This is a genomic window from Streptomyces sp. NPDC002779 (assembly GCF_042888685.1).
In the GTDB taxonomy this organism is placed as follows: domain Bacteria; phylum Actinomycetota; class Actinomycetes; order Streptomycetales; family Streptomycetaceae; genus Streptomyces.
The window spans coordinates 413,469-428,974 of record NZ_JBIAQC010000005.1 but is presented as its reverse complement, the minus strand read 5'-3'; the positions used below and the strand labels follow the sequence as shown (position 1 = coordinate 428,974).

Annotated in this window: 14 protein-coding genes; all 14 read right to left on the bottom strand. The window is 71.5% G+C overall.

The window, feature by feature from the left end:
- Positions 1-17: 17 nt before the first annotated feature.
- The 14 genes from ACFYW5_RS17380 to ACFYW5_RS17315 are packed head-to-tail and all read right to left on the bottom strand — an operon-like array spanning position 18 to position 15,163.
- Positions 18-992, bottom strand: a complete 975-nt coding sequence (locus ACFYW5_RS17380) for a 3-oxoacyl-ACP synthase III family protein (protein ID WP_389417848.1) — start codon at positions 990-992, stop codon at positions 18-20.
- 43 nt (positions 993-1,035) lie between these two features.
- The gene (locus tag ACFYW5_RS17375; RefSeq protein ID WP_389417847.1) at positions 1,036-2,211 is read right to left on the bottom strand and encodes a hydroxymethylglutaryl-CoA synthase; all 1,176 of its coding nucleotides are present in this window, start codon (positions 2,209-2,211) and stop codon (positions 1,036-1,038) included.
- Between the two features lie 4 nt (positions 2,212-2,215).
- Positions 2,216-3,274 (bottom strand): hydroxymethylglutaryl-CoA reductase, encoded by a 1,059-nt coding sequence (locus ACFYW5_RS17370; RefSeq protein ID WP_389417846.1) that lies wholly within the window; start codon positions 3,272-3,274, stop codon positions 2,216-2,218.
- A 13-nt stretch (positions 3,275-3,287) separates the two neighbouring features.
- Complete coding sequence (fni, locus tag ACFYW5_RS17365) at positions 3,288-4,361, bottom strand: type 2 isopentenyl-diphosphate Delta-isomerase (RefSeq protein ID WP_389417845.1); 1,074 nt, start codon at positions 4,359-4,361, stop codon at positions 3,288-3,290.
- On the bottom strand, positions 4,358-5,431 hold the full coding sequence (locus tag ACFYW5_RS17360) for a phosphomevalonate kinase (protein ID WP_389417844.1): 1,074 nt from the start codon (positions 5,429-5,431) through the stop codon (positions 4,358-4,360). The genes fni and ACFYW5_RS17360 overlap by 4 nt, the downstream gene beginning before the upstream one ends.
- Positions 5,428-6,477: a diphosphomevalonate decarboxylase gene (gene mvaD / locus ACFYW5_RS17355; RefSeq protein WP_389417843.1), complete on the bottom strand. Its 1,050-nt coding sequence runs from the start codon at positions 6,475-6,477 to the stop codon at positions 5,428-5,430. The genes ACFYW5_RS17360 and mvaD overlap by 4 nt, the downstream gene beginning before the upstream one ends.
- Positions 6,467-7,462, bottom strand: a complete 996-nt coding sequence (gene mvk / locus ACFYW5_RS17350) for a mevalonate kinase (RefSeq protein ID WP_389417842.1) — start codon at positions 7,460-7,462, stop codon at positions 6,467-6,469. The genes mvaD and mvk overlap by 11 nt, the downstream gene beginning before the upstream one ends.
- Positions 7,463-7,491: 29 nt before the next feature.
- A complete protein-coding gene (locus ACFYW5_RS17345) occupies positions 7,492-8,760 on the bottom strand; it encodes a cytochrome P450 (RefSeq protein ID WP_389417841.1) in 1,269 nt (422 codons plus the stop codon).
- A 14-nt stretch (positions 8,761-8,774) separates the two neighbouring features.
- Positions 8,775-9,689: an aromatic prenyltransferase gene (locus ACFYW5_RS17340; RefSeq protein WP_389417840.1), complete on the bottom strand. Its 915-nt coding sequence runs from the start codon at positions 9,687-9,689 to the stop codon at positions 8,775-8,777.
- 39 nt (positions 9,690-9,728) lie between these two features.
- Complete coding sequence (locus ACFYW5_RS17335) at positions 9,729-11,306, bottom strand: class I adenylate-forming enzyme family protein (protein WP_389417839.1); 1,578 nt, start codon at positions 11,304-11,306, stop codon at positions 9,729-9,731.
- A 41-nt stretch (positions 11,307-11,347) separates the two neighbouring features.
- Positions 11,348-12,343, bottom strand: a complete 996-nt coding sequence (locus tag ACFYW5_RS17330; RefSeq protein ID WP_389417838.1) for a methyltransferase — start codon at positions 12,341-12,343, stop codon at positions 11,348-11,350.
- Positions 12,340-13,491 carry a DegT/DnrJ/EryC1/StrS family aminotransferase gene (locus ACFYW5_RS17325; protein WP_389417837.1) on the bottom strand — a complete coding sequence of 384 codons (1,152 nt, stop codon included), beginning with the start codon at positions 13,489-13,491 and terminating at the stop codon, positions 12,340-12,342. The genes ACFYW5_RS17330 and ACFYW5_RS17325 overlap by 4 nt, the downstream gene beginning before the upstream one ends.
- Before the next feature lie 5 nt (positions 13,492-13,496).
- Positions 13,497-14,048, bottom strand: coding sequence for a cupin domain-containing protein (locus tag ACFYW5_RS17320; RefSeq protein ID WP_389417836.1), 552 nt, complete (start codon positions 14,046-14,048; stop codon positions 13,497-13,499).
- Between the two features lie 44 nt (positions 14,049-14,092).
- Positions 14,093-15,163, bottom strand: coding sequence for a type III polyketide synthase (locus tag ACFYW5_RS17315; RefSeq protein ID WP_389417835.1), 1,071 nt, complete (start codon positions 15,161-15,163; stop codon positions 14,093-14,095).
- Positions 15,164-15,506 lie beyond the last annotated feature (343 nt).

The following is a 15,506-nucleotide window of genomic DNA, read 5'->3' as shown; positions in this document are numbered from 1 at the left end:
TGCTTCCGCCGGTGTCTTCACCACTCGACCAGCGCGAACCCCGCGGCCATGCCTCCGCCGAAACCGGCGAGGAGGATCAGGTCGCCGGTTCGGAAGGCCTCGGCGCGGGCGGCTTCCGCGAGGGTGATCGGGATGGAGGCGGCTCCGGTGTTGCCGTAGTGCGTCAGGGTGCGGTGCATGGTCGCCCTGGGCAGGGCCAGGGAGGCGAACAGGGTGTCGAGCAGGACACCGTTGGCCTGGTGCGGGACGAAGTGGGCGATGTCGTCGGGGGCGATGCCGCTCTCGTGGAGGAACTGCTTGGTCAGCAGGGGCAGTCGGTCCTCGACGAAGCCGCGCACCGCGCGGCCGTCCATCCGGAAGTACTGCAGCCCGGCGTCCAGGGCGGCCCGGTCCAGGGGCAGCCTGCTGCCGCCGGCGGGCACCTCGATCAGGTCCGACAGCTCCCCGAAGGTGTGGGTGGCGAGCGCGCGGACGCGGCCGCCCCGTCCCGGGCCCAGCACCATCGCGCCGGCGCCGTCGCCGAACAGCACGACCGTCCTGCGGTCGGCCGGGTTGAGGATGCGGGAGTACACGTCGGCGCCGATGACCAGGGCGTGTCCGCCCCTTCGGGCCAGGATCCCCTCGGCCGCGGCGAGCGCGAACACCTCGCCGGAGCAGACGGCGTTGACGTCGAACGCCGCCGCGTCGACGGCGCCGAGCAGGTGCTGCACCCGGGCGGCGGTGGGCGGCTGGGGCCGGTCGGGTGTGGAGGTGGCGACGACGATCACCGTCAGCCGGTCGGCGGTGATGCCGGCCGACCGCAGCGCGTCCCGTCCGGCGGCCGCGGCCAGGTCCGAGGTGGCCTGCCCGGGGGCGGCCCAGCGGCGTTCGCGGATGGCGGTCTTGCGGACGACCCACGCGTCGTCGACGCCCGCCGCGGCTCCGGCCTCGTCATTGGAGACGACCCGGTCCGGCACATGAGCACCCGTACCGAGCACCCCGACTTCGGTCATGCGCCCGTCTTCCCCTCGATCGGTGTGGATACGGCACGGCCGGCTAGCGCGTCTCGTAGATCCGCTTGTGGTCGCGCACGGCCGCCAGCCGGAAGGGTCCCGTGGTCTCGGCCGGGGTGCGGTGGTCCCCGCCGTCGGCCGGGAAGGAGTGCTCGTGCAGGCCCCGGTAGCGGGCGTAGTCCACGGCGGTGCGCCGGTCGATCGCCGCGCGGTGCCCCTCGGTGCGCAGGTGGTCCCGGTATCCGGGTACGGCGGTGCCGGCGAAGAACTCGGCGACGCTGCCGGAGCCGTAGCTGAGGAAGCCGACGGCCTGCCCGGCCAGGTCGTCTGCCTGGTCGAGCAGGGCGGCCAGGGCGAGGTACACGGAGGCGGTGTAGCTGTTGCCGATGACGTTGTTGTAGGCGGTGGTCAGTCCGAGGTCGCGGGTGACGCGGTCCTCGTCGACGCCGTGCCCGCAGTAGTTGAGGAGCTGGCGGTGGGCCTTGTACGCCATCTTCGTGAACGGCTGGTGGTAGCAGAACGCGGCGAACTCGTCGAGCGCGCGCCCGCCCTGCTCGGTGTAGTCCTTCCAGCTGCCCTGCACCGCCAGGAGGTAGGCGCCGATGGACTCCTGTCCGTCGACCAGGGCTGCCTCGCGGTAGTTCGGCCGCCAGAAGTCCATGACGTCGGCGGTGAACACCCCCGAGGGCTCCTCGATGCGCACCAGCGCGGGGTCGGCGCCGACCAGCATGGCCACCGCGGCGGCGCCCTGGGTGGCCTCGCCGGGGCTGTCCAGCTCGTACTTGGAGACGTCCGCGGCGATCACGAGGACCCGTTGCGCCGGGTCGCGGCGCACCAGGCCGAGGGCGAACTGGAGGGCGGCCGTCGCGCCGTAGCAGGCCTGCTTGAGTTCGACGACGCGGGTGGCCGAGGGCAGTCCGAGGAGGGTGTGGACGTAGATCCCGGCGGCCTTCGCCTGGTCGATGGCGGACTCCGTGGCGAGGATGACGGTCCGGATCCCGTCGCTGCCGTGCCGCTGGAGGATCGGCGCGGCGGCGGTCGCGGCCATGGTGACGATGTCCTCGTCGGCGGCGGGCACGCTCATCGACCGCTGGCCGATGCCGTGGTGGTACTTGCCGATGTCGGTGCCGTTGTGCTCGGCGAGCACGGTGTGTGCGAGGACGAACTCGGTGGTCGCGAACGACAGATCGTGGATGCCGGTGGCGAGGTCGTCGGCCATGTCCCTAGACACCTGCCTTCGCTGTCTCGTGGGCCCGTTCCAACTGCACGTGGGCGCGCATGAGTTCGCCCGGGTTGGTCTGCGCGGCGAGCAGGGAGAGCTCACCGCAGAGCACCGTGGCCGCCGCGATCACGGCGAGGCGGCGGGCGTTCTCGCCGGGGGCGCGGTCGGCCAGGCAGCCGAGGCGGGCGAGGTTCGTCTCCACGAAGTCGAGTCCCTTGCCGTTGCCGACCGAGCCGACGATGAGGTTGGGCAGGGTGCAGGCGAAGTAGAGGTCGCCGTCGCGGTCCTCGGCCATGACGACGCCCTGGGAGCCCTCGACGATGTTCGCCGCGTCCTGTCCGGTGGCCAGGTAGAAGCCGAGCAGCATGTTCGCGAAGTGGGCGTTGGCCGAGCGGATGCCGCCGGCGAGCAGGGTGCCGAGCAGGTTCTTGCGGATGTTCAGCTCGACGATCCCGGCAGCCGTGGTGCGCAGGACTCCCTCGACCACGTCCCGCGGGACGAGCAGTTCGGTGACCACGTTCTTGCCGCGGCCCAGGATGCCGTTGACCGCGGTGGCCTTCTTGTCGGTGCAGTAGTTCCCGGAGATCGATCCGTAGGCGATGCCCGGGATCGTCTTCAGCAGGTGTCCGAGCAGCGCGTCGGAGGCGAGGGTGGCCATGTTGTGGCCGGAGGCGTCGCCGGTGCTGAACTCGAACCGGATGAACAGCAGGTTGGCGTTGATCTCGTGGCGTACGCCGATCAGTTCGGCGTAGCGGCTGCCGGTGCGCACCACCTCGCGCAGCTCGTCGATGCGGGAGTCGATGGTCCGCGCGGCCGTCAGCGCCGTCTGCGCGTCCAGCGCCTCCACGAGCACCGAGCGGGTCATGCGCTCGTCGACGAGGGTGGCGACGATGCCCCGCTCGCAGAGCATGGAGACCTTCGCGCCGCGGCCCACGGAGGGCCACAGCGGTGACTCGTAGGTGGCGAGCGGGACCGGGGTCTCGGTGGTGGCCACGTTCCCCGAGATCCGCAGGGGGCCCACCCAGCGCATCGGGACCCCGGCGATCGCGTTGTCGGTCATGGTGTGTTTCCCGTCATCTGGTGGCGGACGTCAGGCTGCCGGAGCGGCGGGCGAGCGGCCGGGTGTCGATGCCCCGGTCGGCGCAGAAGTCACGCAGTTCGCCGTGGATCAGCAGGTCGCAGTGGGTCAGTGCGGCGGGGGTGGGGGCGCCCAGCACGGTCTGGAGGGCGGCCAGTTGGTCGAGCCAGGCCCGGATCCGTGCGATCAGCGCCGCCACTCCGTCGTCGAGGAGCGTGCGCAGGAAGGTGCCGGAGACGCCGACGCCGGACGCGCCGAGCGCCAGCGCGCGGGCCACGTCGAGGGGGTGGCGCACCCCGCCGGAGGCGAGGACGGGGATCGGGGCGTCCTGCGCGTCCAGCAGACAGGCGGCGGTGGACTGTCCCCAGCCGTTGAGCCAGGAGTAGTCGGCGAGTTCTCGGCGGCCGTTCTCGATACGGGCGAAGTCGGTGCCGCCCCGGCCGCCGAGGTCGGCGATCCGTACGCCGAGGCTGTCCAGCAGGCGCACGGTCTCGCGGCTCAGCCCGAAGCCGACCTCCTTGACGATCACCGGGACGTCTACGCCGGCCGCGATCCGCTCGATCTGCGGCACCCAGGACGCGAAGGAGCGGTCCCCTTCCGGCATCACGGTTTCCTGCACGGTGTTGACGTGGATCTGCAGGGCGTCGGCGCGCAGCAGGTCGACGGCGCGGCGCGCCCTGTCGACGGAGGCCGTGGCGTTGACGTTGGCGATGACGAACCCGTCCGGGTTCTCCTCGCGCAGCACGCTGAACGTTCCCGCGCAGCCGGGGTCCTTGAAGTAGGCGCTCATGGAGCCGGACGCGATGGGCACGCCGGTCTCGCGGGCGGCGATGCCCAGGTCCCGGTTGATGGCGCCGGTGCGCTCGCTGCCGCCGGTCATGGCGTTGATGTACAGCGGCACCGGCCAGGACAGGCCGGCGAAGGTGGTGGCGAGGGAGACCTCGGGCCGGTCGAGTCCGGCCAGGGCGTGGTGGACGAAGGAGATCTCGTCGAACTGGTTGCGTCCGCTGTGCCGTTGCTGCTGCTCGACAGCGAGGCGGACATGGTCGTCCTTGCGTTGAGCGATCATGGCTGGTCTCCTTCCGCGGCGGGACGGATCGGCAGGGGCGTCACCCCGGCCGAGGCCCACCGTTCGCGCAGTCGGGCGATGTCCCGTGGGGCGCCGGCGTCCAGCAGCGCGATGCCGCAGTCGCCGCCGCCCGCGCCGGAGGGCTTGGCCGCGCCTCCGACGGCTTCGGCGGCCTCGCACAGCGCGGTGAGCCGGGGTGTGAAGACACCGAGGGCGGCCTCGTCGTCCAGCAGCGCCAGCTCCCGGCGGGCCTGCCGGACGCGGGCCATCAGCTCCGGTCCGTCGCCGCGCTCCAGTGCCTCGGCCGCCGCGTGCACGCAGTCGGTGGTGGCGCGGACGAACCGCCGGTGGGCGGCGGTTCCTCGCCAGGGACGCCGGTGCAGCTCGGACACCAGGGACGCCGTCGAGGCCGGGTCTCCGGTCCAGCCGACCTCCAGGGAGAGCTCTTCGGGCGGCGGCAGCGGCCGTACGTCGAAGCCGGGCCAGGGCGCTCGCAGGGCCGCCTCGACGCCGTGGTCGCGGGCGAGGTCCCGGACGGCGGCCCGGTCGGGCGCCCGGTAGACGATCCAGCCGCCCCAGGTGCTGGCGGCGAGGTCGCCGCCGGAGCCCTTGGGGTCGAGCCGGGCGGTGGCGAGCAGGGCGAGCCGGAACCGTTCCTCGTCAGACAGGGTGAGTCCGCAGTACGCGGCGACGGCGGCCACGCTGGCCACGGTCACCGCGCCGCTGGATCCCAGGCCGTACTTGGTGCCGCGGTCGTGCAGGCCGCTGACGACGGACAGGCCGAACTCCGGTGCCGCACGGCCGCGTTCGGCCAGCAGGTCGGCGACGGTCTCGATGGCGGACAGCACATGGGTGAGTCCGGTGTGCGGGCCGAGCCGGCCCTCCCGCCACCGCAGGCGCGCGCCGGCCGGGCCGAGGTCGGAGGTGATCTCGACGCCCGGCTCGGCCGGGTCGGTCACCGTGACGGTGACGTACCGGTCGACCGCGACGAGGATCGCCGGGTTCCCGGGCTCGACGACCGCGTACTCCCCCGCGATGAACAGCTTGCCCGGAGCGCTCCGCCGGATCACCGGCCGTCCTCGCCCGACAGGCGCGCACCCGGGCCGGGTCCGGCGATGTGCACCGAGCCGTCGGGGGCGGCCGCCCGCACCGCCTCGGCGACGCGGGCGGCGTCCGCGCGGCGGCACAGCACCTTGACGTTGGGTCCGGCGTCCATGGTGGCGTAGGCCGGGACGCCGTCCTGGCGGAGCCTCAGGACGGCGTCGAGGACGGTCAGGCCGGCCGGCGCCAGATAGCGGACCGCCGGACGGGCCGCGAGCATGGTGGCGTGCATGCCGAGGGCGTTGCGTTCCGCGATCTCCCCGACCGCCTCGATGTCACCGGCGAGCAGGGCCGTCCGCATCTCGGCCAGGTCGGCCTCGCTGGAGAGCGCCCATGGCTCGTAGAGCGGGGAGGTGTCGACGGTGCGCCGCATGGCCGTCCGGCTGGAGACGGGCTTGGGGCCCGCGTCGACGACGGCGACCACCAGGGCCGGGTCGAGGTCTCCCGTGGGCACGGGTTCGGCGTAGGAGCCGAGGTCGGCCTCCTGCGCGGTGCCGGAGCCCGCGTGCCACACCGCGAAGCCCCCGAAGACCGACCGGGACGCCGATCCGGAGCCGCGCCGGGCGAGCCGGGACAGGGCGGTGGCGTCGAGGCCGAGGCCGTACGCGGCCGCCGCGGCGACGGCGAGGGCGGCGAACCCGCTGGCGGACGAGGCGAGGCCGGCGCCGGTGGGGACAGTGTTCTCGCTGTCCACCACGGCCCGGTGCGTGCTCCCGGCCCGGGCCCGCACCAGGTCCAGGAAGCCGACGACGCGGCGCAGCGGCTCGCCCCCGGCGGAGCTGCCGTTGAGGGTCACCACGTCGTGCCCGGCGTCGGGGTCGAGGCGGACGGAGGTGGTCGTGGGGAAGACGTCCAGGGTCATCGACAGGCTGTCGGTGCGGGGCAGGACCAGGTGTTCGTCCCGCTTGCCCCAGTACTTGATCAGCGCGATGTTCGGGTGCGCGACGGCGGTGGCCCGACCTGCGGTGTGCCGCTCCCGCTGGGCGGCGAGGGGGGTGGGAAGGTCAGCGCGCATACTCGCCCGGCCCTCTCAGCGGTACGACCCAGGTCTGCACGGCACCTGCGGCGTACAGCTCCTGGATGACGTCACCGGCCTGCTCCCCGCGCGTCAGGGCGAGGACGCAGCCGCCCAGGCCACCGCCGGTGATCTTGGCTCCGAGGCTGCCCGCCGTGAGCGCGGCCTCCACCAGGGCGTCGATGCCGTTGGTGCTGAGTCCGGCCGCCCGCAGCAGATCGTGATAGTCCGTCAGCCGTGCGCCGAGCTCCTCCGGTCTGCCGTCCGCGAGGGCGTACCGGGCCTCCTCGGTGAGCCGCGAGGCGCGGTCCACGAATCTCTCCCGCGCTCCGGCGTGCCGCGCGAATCCCTCCCGCAGCAGCTCGACCGCGTCCTTCGTACGGCCGACGACACCGCTGTCGGCGATGACGAGCAGGCCGTAGCAGCCGATGGCCAGTTCCTGCGCCTCGCCCTTCTGGAACAGCAGGGGTCCGGCGGCGCCCACCGTGCGGGCGTCGACGCCGCTGGAGCGGCCGTGCGCCATGTTCTCGGCCGTCTGGACCAGGTCGAACGTCTCGTTCTCCGTGACCTGGCGGTCGTGGAGGTCGGCGAGGGCGTGGACGACGGCGCGGGCGCAGGCCGCGCTGGAGCCGAGTCCGCGGCCGTGCGGGATGGCCCCGTCGACGGTCACCTCCAGGTGCGGGCTGCCGTCCACGCCCGTGGCCGCCATGAACTCGGTGATCAGCCGGCGCAGCCCGTCGGACGCCTGCGTGACCATCGGCCGGGACGGGGAGCCGGTCATCGTGAAGGACACCCCGCCCGGTCCGTCGGTGACCCGGGCGGTGGCGGTGACCGTCAGCTGCGGTACGGGAACGGCAAGCGCCGGAGCCCCGTAGACGACGGCGTGTTCCCCGAGCAGAACGGCCTTGGCGTGGGCGCGGCCGGTGCCGACGGAACCGGCCCGGCGGTCGGTCGGCGCCCCCTCCGCCGACGTGGACAGAGTCACAGCACTCAACTCCCTTGTCGTTTCCGCGGTCAGCGGGGCTGGGGGACCATGAGCAGGCGGCGGGGATGGAGCGTGGTCTCCGGCGCGGTGCGGATCTGGTTGCCGGGCTCGGTGGCGAGCTTCCATTCCCGGGTCACGCCGTCGAGGATGACCTGGAGCTCCTGCCAGGCGAACATCTCCCCGACGCAGCCCTTGGAGCCGATGCCGAAGGGGATGTAGGAGGCGTCGACCTTGCCGGGGTTGAGGGAGAGCCAGCGGTCGGGATCGAACCGGTGCGGATCGGCGTAGCACTCCGGGTCGCGGTGCAGCAGATACGAGCTGAACACCACGTTCGTGCCCGCGGGCAGCGCATGGTCGCCGAGCGTGACGTCCGCGAGGGTCTTGCGGCAGGAGATCCACACCGGCGGATAGAGCCGCAGGATCTCCATCAGGAACCGCAGGGTGTAGCCGGGCGCGTCGGGCGCCTGGGCGGTACTGCCGCTGCGCGCCAGGTCCTTGAGGAGCCGCTCCTCGGCCAGGGGGTTCCTGGACAGCACATACAGCGCCCAGGACATGACGGAGGCGGTGGTGACCGTGGCCGCGGTCATCATCATGACCGCCTCCTCGCACACCTGCTCCGGGGTGAGGAGGGGCTTCCCCGTCTCGTCGCGGTCCGCGAGGAGTGCGGCGAGGTAACCGCCCGTGCCTTCGGGCCGGTTCGGCAGGTCCTCGATGCAGGAGGCGAGCAGGTCCCGGAACTCCGTGCGCGCCCGGGACAGCCGCCGGGACGCCCCCGGCCGCGCCGCCCGGGCCGCCGAACTCCCGTACAGCGGCTTCCTGATCATTTCCCAGGCCAGGGCGGACAGCCGCTCGCCGAGTGCGGCCGTCGTCCCCGGAGCGAGTCCGGGGATGAGCGTGCTGACCGAGATCGTGCAGGTGATCCGGCACATCTCGGCCTGGACGTCCACGACTTCGCCCGGGCGCCAGGCGCAGACGACGTCACGGACGATCTCGCGCATCGTGGGGACGTACTCGTCGACCTTCGCCGACCGCAGGAAGGGATGGGCCAGCCGCCGGTAGTGCCGGTGCATGGCCTCGTCCTCGGAGAGCATGCCGACCCGGCTGAGGTTCCTGGCCTTGCGGAAGAGTTCGCCCTTGCCGTAGTTCTTGCTGTCGCTCACCAGGATCCCGCGGACCAGCACCGGGTCCCGGACGAATACGGCGTCGACACCGTCGACGGTCAGGCGGCGCAGCCGGCGGCCTCTGAGGAGGCTTTCCATCCGGCTGAACCGGAATTCCGGGCCGCTCTGCTCACTCATCGCCGTCATTCCTCCTACACCTTGTCGCGCGCGGCGATGTAAGCGGCGTTGAGACGGCTGACGGGGCGCCAGCGGTAGTAGGACTGGAGCTTGTAGTACTCCTCGCCGGAGGACGTCACGGCGGCGTAGACCATCTTGGGGTCGTCGACGCCGTACGGAACGCTCTTCACGAAATGCTCGATCCTGGTGCCGAGCCGTGCGAAATACGCCATCGGGTCGTCGGTCTTCACCCCGTAGGAAATCCGCTCGATGTCCGGGGAGTCCCAGTTGTGGGTGGTGTAGATGCCGAACGACTTCTCGCAGAAGGCGAACATCTGCTCACTCGGGCTCGGCAGGCCGAGGTCCCGGTGCATCGCGAGGACGGTTTCCTTCTCGTAGCATTCCGCGGGCGCCCTCAGGTAGGCGTTCATCGTGCGGCTGCGGTAGTCGATGCCGATGACGTCCACCTTGTCGGCCAGGCCGTATCGGGTGAAGAAGTCGAGGTTCCCGGCCAGGCTCGGGGGCATCGACGGCAGACCGGTGAGCCGGTCCAGGGTCTCGTGCTCCCCGGCCGGGAAGTACACCCAGATCTTCTTGAACCCGGTCGTGACGCCGAAGTCGATGCCGTAACTGTCGATGGGGCACAGCTGCCGGAGGTCCGGGAGCAGGCCCGCGATGGGGTGCTCCGGCTTTTCCATCAGGCCCTTGGCCAGGGCGACTTCGTAGGGGTCGGTCTCCTTGGGCAGCGTGAAACGCGCGTCGAGATCTCCTTCGTGCCGTGCGTTGGTGGCCACCCTGAAGGCGATCACCGCCTCGGCGAGTTGTTCTTCGAACGCGGCCAGAATGGGCCGGACGACCTCGCGCGAAGCGGTCACGTCCAGCAGGCCGGCTGACTTCTCGATGGCGGAGAGGAAACCCTCCACCGAGACATCGACTGCACCCGACATCATTGCTCCCAAGAGTTCAGTCTCGGATCCTGTGGTCCTTGTTCACTTGCGCCTGTTCTTGAGCCGGTCCGCCAGCGCGAGGCGCTGCACCTTCAAGGTCCCGGTGCGCGGGAGTTCGGCCTCAGGGATCTGGACCGGGTCGGCCAGCTGCGGGAAGTCGGCGACGGCCGCGCGCCACCGGCCGAGGTCGAGCGGCCGGTCGCCGTGGGTGCACAGCACCGGGACGGCCTCGGCGTCGGGGCCGTGGACCACCACCAGCTCGCTCAGTTCGGGCATCTTGTCGAGGACCAGGTCCTCGACCTCCAGGGAGCTGCGCAGCCCGGGGATCATGTCGACCTCGCGGTCGAGCATGTGCAGACAGCCGAACCTGGTGAAGTAGCCGACGTCTCCGGTCGGCCACCAGTCGCCCTCGCGGTTGCCGTCGTAGCGGTCCTGCTCGCCGAAGTACGTCTTGGCGAGGCCGGGCCAGGAGACCTGGATGCGGCCGGGGTTGAGTTCGGTGGGCCGGGTGCCGTCGCGGCTGACGACGCGGACCTTCGCCGAGCCGAGCGGCATCTGCCAGCCCACGCAGCGGCCGTTGGCCTTGTGGGCGGAGTGCCGGAAGTAGGCGCGGCCGACGGCGGGGCCGACCTCGCTCTGCCCGTAGATCTGGAAGAACAGGGCGCCCGGCCGGTCGGACGAGTTGAGCAGCCGGCTCATCGTCCGCGGGTGGATCGCGTCGAAGGTGCTGCTGAAGTACTTCACCGAGGCGAACGGCCTGCGCGGGTCCTCGGCCAGACCTTCCCACGCCATCAGCGAGTTGGGCAGCGCCTCGATGAGTCCGGGCCGGTTCTCCAGGAGCAGTTCGGCGACCGTGTCCGGGTCCGACTCGTTCATCAGCAGCACCGGCATCTCCTTCAGGAGGGCCAGGGCCATCGCGGCGACGTTCCGGGAGTGCACGAACGGGATGGCGATGGCCACGCTCTCCCGCTGCCGCATGAGGGAGAGCAGCCGCCACTGCGGCTTGAGCCGGATGCCCTGGGTGCGGGGCGTGTGCACGACCAGCTTGGGCACTCCGGTGGTGCCGGAGGTGTGGGTGATCACGGCGGCCTCGTCGATGGGCCGCACGACAGGCTTGACCCGCGGTGCCTCGGCGAGCCGGGACAGCGAGACGGCCCCTTCCCGCTCGCCGTTGACGACGATCACTTCCCGGGTGAGGTCGGCCAGGGGCAGTTCGGCGAGCGCGTCGAGCTTGTGCTCGTCGGTGAGCAGGTTCGGCCGGTGGACCCGCTGCAGCAGGGCACCGACTGTCACCGCGTCCAGGCTGGGCGACAGCAGCACAGGCACCGCGCCGATCCGGGACGTGGCACAGGCCAGCACCCACACATCGGCGTTCGCCCTCTTGTGGATCACCACGTGTTCGTCGGGCCGCACCCCGGCGGCCCACAGCCGCGCGGCCAGGTCGTCGACGATGTCGGCGAGCTGAGCGGCCGTCAGGTGACGGCCGGTCTCGGGCAGTACGTCCAGATCGTGGTCGAGCGTGAGCGGCGTCGAGTCGTTGACGGCCGCGGCCATGGCCGGCAGCAGGCCGATGTGCAGACCGCGCTTCTGGATCGATCGATAGGCCACGGAGCCCTGCATCGGGGCTGCCTCCTTCGGGGGGCGTGGGTGGAGGGCGTCGCTCAGCGGGCGAGGACCAAGGTGGCGGGCGGCGCCGAGTGGAAGGAGACGCTGGTGAATCCGGCCTTGGTCAGCCATTCCTGGTAGTCGCAGCGGCGCCAGGTGCTGCCCTGCTTGCTCTTGAGGAGCATTTCGGCGGCGAAGATCAGCGGGAAGGCGGGGCCGCCGCGGTCGTCGTCGACGACGTAGTCGTTGACGACGAGGGTGCCGCCGGGCTTGAGCGCCTGCCGGAGCCGGGTGAAGACCTCGACGTTGCTCTCCGGCCCCTCCTGGTGGGCGATGTGGGAGTACACGGCGACGTCGAACTCGGCGGTGCCGAAGTCGGTGCTGTGGAAGTCGCCGTCGACGGTGGTGAACCGGTCGGCCACGCCGCGCTCGGTCAGCAGCCGGCGGGCGATGGCGTTGATCGGCTCCCAGTCGAGCTGGGTGGCGCGGGCCTCGGGGTTGGTCTCCAGCCAGCTGCCCGAGTAGACGCCCGAGCCGCCGCCGACGTCGAGGACGGAGACCGCACCGGCGTCGGCCAGCCCGAGCAGTTCGGCCGCGAGCGTCGCGGCGGGCATCGACTGGGCGGCGATGGCCGTGACGATCCCTTCCCAGTGCGGGTTGTTGGCCACCTCCACCACCGACTTCGCCACCGGTCCCCCGGTCCGGACCACCTCGGCGAGGTCGGCCAGGCTGCCCATGTGGCTCAGCTTCAGCTTGGCGAAGCTGCTCAGCGAGGCGGGCTTGCCGTCGACGAGGTAGGCGGACGCCTCGGCGGTGTTGCGGTACCGGCCGCCGGACAGCTCGACCAGGCCCACGCTGACCAGCCCGTCGAGCAGGGTCTGTGCGCCCCGCTCGGAGATCCGGGCCCGGTCGGCGAGTTCGGCGGCCGTGTCCGCGCCGTTCTCCAGGTGGGTGAAGAGCGAGTGGGTCGCCGAGGCGGCGAGGATGCCGGTGGCCCAGTAGCCGTTGATCAGCCGCATGACGGTGTCGGGCGACGGCTGCGGGTTCGTCATGCTGCCCCTCCCAGGGTCCGGCCGGACGCCGGTCGCAGCGCGCCGCGCAGCGCGCCGGCGACCCGTTCGACCTGGTCCGGGGTGAGTTCCGCGTGCATGGGGATGGCCAGGTTGCGGGCGAACAGGTCCGCCGAGACCGGGCACTTCTGGTCCGATCGGAACACCGGCTGCACATGGGTCGCCCATGCGCCCTGTCCGCAGCCGATGCCCTGCCCGCGCAGTGCGGCGGCGACCGCCGAGCGGTCCACGCCGGCGTCCAGCGTCACGATGTACGACTGCCAGGCATGGGTACGGTCGCCGGGCACGTACGGCAGCGTCAGGAGCTCCTCGTCGGCGAGGAGTTCGCCGTACTGGGCGGCGACGGCGTTGCGGCGGTCCAGCAGCTCCTCCACCCGGCTCAGTTGCACCTGGAGGATCGCCGCGGCGATGTCGGAGAGCTTGTAGTTGTAGCCGATCTCGGTGAACTCCGGGATGGGCAGGCCGACGACCTTCCCCAGGTCGAAGATGCTGCCGATGCCGAAGGAGGACCGCAGCCGCGCGTCCGCCCCGATCCTCGGGTCCCGGGCGAGCAGCGCGCCGCCCTCACCGCTGGTGGCTCCCTTGCGTCCGTGGAAGGACAGACAGGCCACCTCGGCGAGCGCGCCCGCCGGGCGGCCCTGGTAGGTGGCGCCGACCGCGCAGGCGGCGTCCTCGACGACGAACAGGCCGTGCCGGTCGGCGATCGCCTGGAGTTCCGTGTAGTCGGCGGGCAGGCCGAGCGTGTCGACCGCGATCACCCCGACGGTGCGGGGCGTGATCAGGTCGGCGACCGCCTGCGGGTCGACGGTGCCGGTGTCGGCGCGTACGTCGGCGAAGACCGGTACGGCGTCGACGTACCGCACGGCCTGCGCGGGCGCTGGGAAGGTGTAGTCGGCGACGATGACCTCGTCGCCCGGTTCGACGCCGAGCGCGAGGAGGGCCAGGTGGAGCGCGGCGCCGCAGTTGCTCGCCGTGACGGCGTCCCCGACGCCGTACTGCTCGGCCAGCTGGGCCTCCAGCGCCTTGCCGCGCGGACCCTGTCCGGCCGGCCAGCCGGAGGCGAACACCTCGGCGACGGCGTCGAGTTCACGCTCGCCGAGGCTGGCGTGGACGAGGGGGATGGGGTGCATCGCGGTCACCTCTCGCTCTGGCCGGGTATGCCGACGGCCGTCGGGGGCTGGAAGCGCAGCGGGGTGATCTGGCCGACGTCGTAGCGCCGGCGCATCGCCTCCACGGCCGCGGGGTCCACGGCGGTGCCGCGCGACCAGATCTCGGCGATCTCCTCGAAGTACGCCTCGTGTTCGGGCGAGGGGTAGCTCTGGAAGAGCATCTTCACCGGCTTGTCCGTGGCGTTGCGGAACGCGTGCGGGGTGCCGGGCGGGACGAACATGCAGCTGCCCTCGGCGGCGCGGACGACCCGGTCACCCTTGGGGGACTCCCAGTGGTGCCAGGTGTCGCCGGTGCGCTCGACCGGCTCGAAGCACAGCAGGTCGAGCTCGCCCTCCAGGACGTAGAAGAACTCCTGGGAGCGCTGGTGGACATGGGCCCCGACGTCGAATCCGGGCGGCACGACCACCTCGAAGATCGATACCGAGGAGCCCATCTCCTGGGTGGCCTTGAAGGTCACCGACTGCGCCGGGGTGACCAGCTGTCGCCCGGCGCCCGCCGGGAGGATGAGGTCGGTCATGTACTCCGCTTCCTGTGTGCGCTGCGTTCAGGTGTGCGCCGCGTTCAGGCGAAGGTCTGCGGGACGCCGTCGGCCGCCCAGGTGCCGAGCGCCATCTCGGCGGTGATGCCGGGGCCGAACCCCGCGATCAGACCGGTGGCACCGGGCGCGGGGGGCTCCTCCTCGAACAGCCTTCGAGCGGCTTCGAGTACGACGGCGCTGGCGATGTTGCCGTACTCGTTGAGGGTCGACCAGCTGTGCCGGAACACCTCGCGGTCGACGTCGAGGAACTTGGCGAGGTCGTCGAGGATGCGCGGACCGCCGGCGTGGATGATGTAGAAGTCGAGCTTTCCGGCGTCCCAGCTGTGGTCCTTGGCCAGCTCGCGCAGGACCGGGGCGAGCGGCTCCATGGTGCCGGGCACCCGGCGGTCGAGCTGGAAGTGGAATCCGGTGTCCTTGACCGCGTAACTGATCCAGTCCTCGGTGTCCGGGATGAGGTAGGAGGCGTTGCGCTCCAGGTCGATGCCGACACCGCCCTCGCCCCGTACGACGGCGGCGGCGACCGCGTCGCCGAACAGGCCGTCGGAGAGCAGCGAGCCGATGTCGTCCGCGTCGGGCTGGTAGCACAGCGAGCACAGTTCGCAGGAGACGATCAGGACGTTGCTGCCCGGGTGGGCGGCGCAGAAGTCGTGGGCGCGGTTGATGGCCGCTCCGCCCGCCGCGCAGCCGAGCTGGGCGATGGGTATCTGCCGGGTGTCGGAGCGGAATCCGAGGTTGTTGATCAGCCAGGCGGTCAGGGACGGCATGAGAAAGCCGGTGCACGACACGTAGATGATCGCGTCGATGTCACGGGTCCTCAGGTCGGCGTTGGCGAGGGCCTGTTCGATGACCTGGGGGGTGCGCTTCTTGGACTCGACCTCGTAGATGCGGTTGCGTGCCTCGAAGCCCGGGTGGTGGAGCGTCTGCTCGATGGGCTGGACGAGGTGCCGCTTCTTGACCCCGGTGTTGCGGATCAGCCGCAGCGCCAGCGGGAGTTGGGGCTTGCCTGCGTGCGTTCGCTCCGCGAACTCCAGGGTCTCTTCCAGGGTGATGACGTGTTCGGGCGCGTTCATCGCCGGCTTGCATAGCCTCGGCATATCGGGGATCCACTTCCTCAGAGTCTCGACAGCAAGGGCAGTGGAGCGGTGCGCTGATGGCGGATCAGCGGACTGCAGGAGGCCCGCCGAAGCGTCAGGCGGGCAGGAGCAACTCCCGGTCGCTGCCGGACAGCACCGGTCGCGGCCGCGATCGGCCGGGCTACGGGAGGAAGTGTGCGGGGGAAGTGCCGGTCAACTACCCGAAGCAGACAGCCGACTTGGGCTGTTTTCGGGCAGGGAAGGCGTGCGGAAATAGTGACACGGGAGGGGCGTCGGCGCCAAGGAAAGCCTGGGGTGACTCAGGTCACATCCCGAGGACGCACCGTGGCATGGTGGCTCCACG

Excerpts from the sequence above, each read along its gene's own strand:
- mvaD (WP_389417843.1), bottom strand. The coding sequence starts at position 6,477 with ATGCGCGCTGACCTTCCCACCCCCCTCGCCGCCCAGCGGGAGCGGCAC.
- ACFYW5_RS17335 (WP_389417839.1), bottom strand. The coding sequence starts at position 11,306 with ATGCAGGGCTCCGTGGCCTATCGATCGATCCAGAAGCGCGGTCTGCAC.
- ACFYW5_RS17380 (WP_389417848.1), bottom strand. The coding sequence starts at position 992 with ATGACCGAAGTCGGGGTGCTCGGTACGGGTGCTCATGTGCCGGACCGG.
- ACFYW5_RS17325 (WP_389417837.1), bottom strand. The coding sequence starts at position 13,491 with ATGCACCCCATCCCCCTCGTCCACGCCAGCCTCGGCGAGCGTGAACTC.
- ACFYW5_RS17375 (WP_389417847.1), bottom strand. The coding sequence starts at position 2,211 with ATGGCCGACGACCTCGCCACCGGCATCCACGATCTGTCGTTCGCGACC.
- ACFYW5_RS17345 (WP_389417841.1), bottom strand. The coding sequence starts at position 8,760 with ATGAGTGAGCAGAGCGGCCCGGAATTCCGGTTCAGCCGGATGGAAAGC.
- ACFYW5_RS17370 (WP_389417846.1), bottom strand. The coding sequence starts at position 3,274 with ATGACCGACAACGCGATCGCCGGGGTCCCGATGCGCTGGGTGGGCCCC.
- ACFYW5_RS17315 (WP_389417835.1), bottom strand. The coding sequence starts at position 15,163 with ATGCCGAGGCTATGCAAGCCGGCGATGAACGCGCCCGAACACGTCATC.
- ACFYW5_RS17340 (WP_389417840.1), bottom strand. The coding sequence starts at position 9,689 with ATGATGTCGGGTGCAGTCGATGTCTCGGTGGAGGGTTTCCTCTCCGCC.
- ACFYW5_RS17320 (WP_389417836.1), bottom strand. The coding sequence starts at position 14,048 with ATGACCGACCTCATCCTCCCGGCGGGCGCCGGGCGACAGCTGGTCACC.
- ACFYW5_RS17330 (WP_389417838.1), bottom strand. The coding sequence starts at position 12,343 with ATGACGAACCCGCAGCCGTCGCCCGACACCGTCATGCGGCTGATCAAC.
- fni (WP_389417845.1), bottom strand. The coding sequence starts at position 4,361 with ATGATCGCTCAACGCAAGGACGACCATGTCCGCCTCGCTGTCGAGCAG.